5 protein-coding genes are annotated in these 3,452 nt (G+C 48.2%); 1 reads left to right on the top strand and 4 read right to left on the bottom strand.

Going from position 1 to position 3,452, the window contains the following annotated elements; translation table 11 throughout:
• Positions 1–77 precede the first annotated feature (77 nt).
• Positions 78–344, bottom strand: coding sequence for a type II toxin-antitoxin system RelE family toxin (locus EFBL_RS12685; protein ID WP_096182485.1), 267 nt, complete (start codon positions 342–344; stop codon positions 78–80).
• Positions 334–573 (bottom strand): hypothetical protein, encoded by a 240-nt coding sequence (locus EFBL_RS12680; RefSeq protein WP_096182484.1) that lies wholly within the window; start codon positions 571–573, stop codon positions 334–336. Before EFBL_RS12680 ends, EFBL_RS12685 begins: the two co-directional genes overlap by 11 nt.
• 146 nt (positions 574–719) lie before the next feature.
• Here EFBL_RS12680 and EFBL_RS12675 point away from each other — a divergent pair, with 146 nt between their 5' ends.
• Positions 720–1,652 carry a tyrosine-type recombinase/integrase gene (locus EFBL_RS12675; RefSeq protein ID WP_231705793.1) on the top strand — a complete coding sequence of 311 codons (933 nt, stop codon included), beginning with the start codon at positions 720–722 and terminating at the stop codon, positions 1,650–1,652.
• A gap of 182 nt (positions 1,653–1,834) precedes the next feature.
• Here the strand turns inward: EFBL_RS12675 and EFBL_RS12670 are convergent, their stop codons facing one another.
• Both EFBL_RS12670 and EFBL_RS21320 read right to left on the bottom strand, forming a co-directional pair.
• Entirely contained in the window at positions 1,835–3,355 is a 1,521-nt protein-coding gene (locus EFBL_RS12670; RefSeq protein ID WP_096182482.1) for an acyl-CoA synthetase, read from the bottom strand.
• Positions 3,355–3,452, bottom strand: a 98-nt coding sequence (locus EFBL_RS21320) for an SDR family oxidoreductase (RefSeq protein ID WP_231705795.1), incomplete at its 5' end; no start/stop codon positions are given. The genes EFBL_RS12670 and EFBL_RS21320, both read right to left, overlap by 1 nt.

Genomic DNA, 3,452 nt, shown 5'->3' with positions numbered 1-3,452 from the left:
TAACCCACCAACCATTTATTAACAATGGGCTTAGGGGGCTTAGTTTGGTATTGCCTTTTTACGTGAGTCTGTGGCCTTTAATTTTCAGGATAGACATCGCCACGACTGGAAACCTTGATGATCAAAATCACCAATTGTTCGTTTTCCACCGAAAAGATAATCCGAAAGTCCCCCACACGTTTCCGGAAAAGATTTTCGCCGCCTTCCAAAGGCTTGACATTTATATCGAGATAGGGATTCTCGGCCAAGTCAAGAATGGCATTCCGGATCCGCAAGCGTGTGGGCTTGTCGAGTTTCTTGATATATTTCTCAACTTCTTTCCGAAAGATCACTTTATACATCATTGCTTAGATCCCCAAACACTTCATCATAAGTGGCATACTCACCTTTTGCCACTTCCTCTTTGGCTTTATTTGCCTCAGCCAAAATTTCGGTCAACTCATCCGAAGTCAGATCGTCACTGTCTTTTTCGCCTTCAAAAATGATTTTGGGCAGTGCCTTTACGAGTTTCTCGTACCGATCTTCGGGTAACAAGTCAATAATGCGGTGGAACTTTTCTTTTGGCATCGACATAAGCGATCCCTCCATAATGTCCGCTAATTACTATTAGGGGCGATTGAATTTATCTTAACTTCACTCTTGATGTCCGCTAATGTATAAATTAAGATAAGATTATCATGTCCGCTAATGTAAGTCAAGAATTTGGAGGGTTTCCGACAGTGAGCATCCAAAAGGAAATATCCGAACAAGGGGAACAAATAATTAACGATTTCGTACACACCCTCTCCACAAAGGAAGACCTGAATTCAAAAACTTTGAAGGAATACGCAAGTGATCTGAAGCAGTTTATTAGATGGTTTGAGAGTTCTGAGCAAAGCAACCAGAAGAAGGATGTGGCCTTCCGATTAGAGGATGTGGCTACCCCTACATTGACCCGATACCAGGAAGTTATGCAAAAAATAATGAAACTAAAGCCGGCAACGATTAACCGCCGATTGGTTACACTCAAACGATTTTTTGGATGGGCTGCTACCGAAGGACGTATCCGCCGCGATCCGTCCAAACCGGTGAAGTTAATTCCGGAGGAAAAGACGAGCCCCCGACAGATGACAGAAAAAGAAGAAGCGGCTCTGGTTGCTGCAGCGGAACACAGCGGTTCATTACGAGATCAGACAATCATCATTTTAATGATTTATACGGGCCTCCGGACAATGGAAGTTTGCGATTTGGCGCCGGAAGATATTAAGATCGGAAAACGGAGCGACCATGTTATCGTTCGCTCCGGAAAGCGCAATAAAGAAAGAGAAGTTCCACTCAACTCCACGTGCAGATCTGCTTTGGAAAAATATATGGCGACACTGTCGCCCAACAGCAAGTATTTGTTTCCGTCCGAAAAAACAGGTGGTCGGCTCAGCGAACGAGCATTACGACATCTCATCCAAAAATATATGAAATTGGCACGGCTCGAAGGATTGAGCGCTCATGATCTGCGGCATCGATTCGGGTACGTTATGGCAGTAAACACACCTTTGCACCGGCTGGCTCAAATTATGGGTCATGACAGTTTGGATACGACGATGATATACGTCAAGGCGACCCAAGCGGATTTGCATCCCGAAGCAGAGAAGATTGCCTGGCAGTTAGGAAAGTAAAAAAATAATGCTGGATCGGCATAGCTCAGAAAAACCTTGCTCTCCCTCTTCCTACGCCTTTTTGGCAAAGTGGAGGGCAATTTTGACTTTCCGCACAAACTGCAATATCGAAACCCATGGAGCTCTTTTGCATGAATACGAAAAAATCCCCGGTTTCAACCGGGGATCACGCCTTGCCTCATTCATGCGCCAGCATTTGTTTTGCGAATTTGCACCAGATTGTCGGAAATTCTCTTCTTGTCGATCTTGCCGACCGAGGTTTTCGGGAGTTCTTCCACGAACACAAACTTTTTGGGGATCTTGTATCCGGCGATCTTGCCCGAGCAAAATGATTTTAATTCTTCCTCGGTCAGATTGCGGTCCGCAGTGGGCACCACCACGGCGGTAACCGCTTCCCCCCATTTTGGATCGGGGAGTCCGACAACCGCAACCTCGGTGATATTCGGATGCGCTTCCAGAACATGTTCCACCTCAAGCGGATAGACGTTCTCGCCGCCCGTGATAATCATGTCTTTCTTGCGGCCCGCAATGTAGTGATACCCCTCCTCATCCCGCCTGCCAAGATCCCCGGTACGGAGCCATCCGTCCTCGAACGCTTCCGCTGTAGCCTCCGGTTTGTTCCAATACTCCGAGAACAGGTGGGGACCGGAAATCCAGATTTCCCCTACCTCTCCCGGCTTCACGTCACAGCCGTTGTCGTCCACAATCCGAATCGTGTTATGAAACATCGGCACGCCTACCGATCCGATCTTGCGCCGTGCGTCCTGCGGGTGAATATAGAAATTGTTCGGACCCGCTTCTGTCATTCCGTATCCTTCTTTAAAGTTCAGGCCTTTTGCCCACATTGTTTCATAGATTGTATAAGGACAAGGGGCGCCTCCGGAGAGAAACGTATGCATCGCTGAAAAGGACGTTTTCGCAAATTCGGGAGTCTGGATCAACATATGATACATGGTCGGCACAAACAGAGCGATTGTACAATTCTCCCGCTGCAAAATCTCGACAATAGAAGACGGTTCAAAATCCTTCCCGATCACCACAGTGCCCCCCGCGTACAAAACCGGTGTCGCAAGAGCATTCAACCCGCCGGTGTGAAACATTGGAAGGTAGACGGGAGTAATGTCATTTGCGGTAATTCCCCAGCTTACGACCGTGTTGATGGCGTTCCAAACAATCGCACGGTGTGACAGGACGACTCCTTTCGGGTGGCCTGTGGTTCCTCCCGTGTATATGATTGCCCAAGGATCTTCCAAGTCCACTTTTGCCGCAGCCGTCAGTTCCTCCGATTCCGAAATAGCTGATCGGTACGCAGTTTCACTGATCACCAGAGGAATTTGCGCCTGCTCGTTCAATTCTTCAACCGACCGGCTGTACGACTCGTTGTAAACCAAAACTTTCGGAGTACAGTCAGCAAGGACATACGCGAGTTCGGAAATTGCGAACCGGTAATTCAAAGGCACAAAGACGGCCCCTATCCTGCCGGCCGCGAACAACAGGTCCATGTAACTGATCGAGTTGGGAGCCAATAACGCGATGCGATCCCCTTTTCCCAGACCGGACCGCTGCAGATACCCTGCCAGACGGCTTACACGTTTATGGAATTGTTGATATGTCAGGCGGATTCCGGTACTGACCTCCACGAGCGCAACTTTCTCGGGAGCAAGACGGGATCGGCTCTCCAACCAATCGGTTACCTGTTGCATCAGAACGTCAATCCTCCATCAACACTTAATACGGCTCCATTCACAAAGCTTGCTTCCTCGGATGCCAGGAACAGATAAGCGTTTGCTATATCCGAGG

The organism is Effusibacillus lacus, assembly GCF_002335525.1.
Classification (GTDB): Bacteria; Bacillota; Bacilli; order Tumebacillales; family Effusibacillaceae; genus Effusibacillus; species Effusibacillus lacus.
This window is presented reverse-complemented; position numbering and strand designations above follow the sequence as displayed.

Coding starts and splice junctions, on each gene's coding strand:
- EFBL_RS12670 (WP_096182482.1), bottom strand. CDS start 3,355: ATGCAACAGGTAACCGATTGGTTGGAGAGCCGATCCCGTCTTGCTCCC.
- EFBL_RS12680 (WP_096182484.1), bottom strand. CDS start 573: ATGTCGATGCCAAAAGAAAAGTTCCACCGCATTATTGACTTGTTACCC.
- EFBL_RS12685 (WP_096182485.1), bottom strand. CDS start 344: ATGATGTATAAAGTGATCTTTCGGAAAGAAGTTGAGAAATATATCAAG.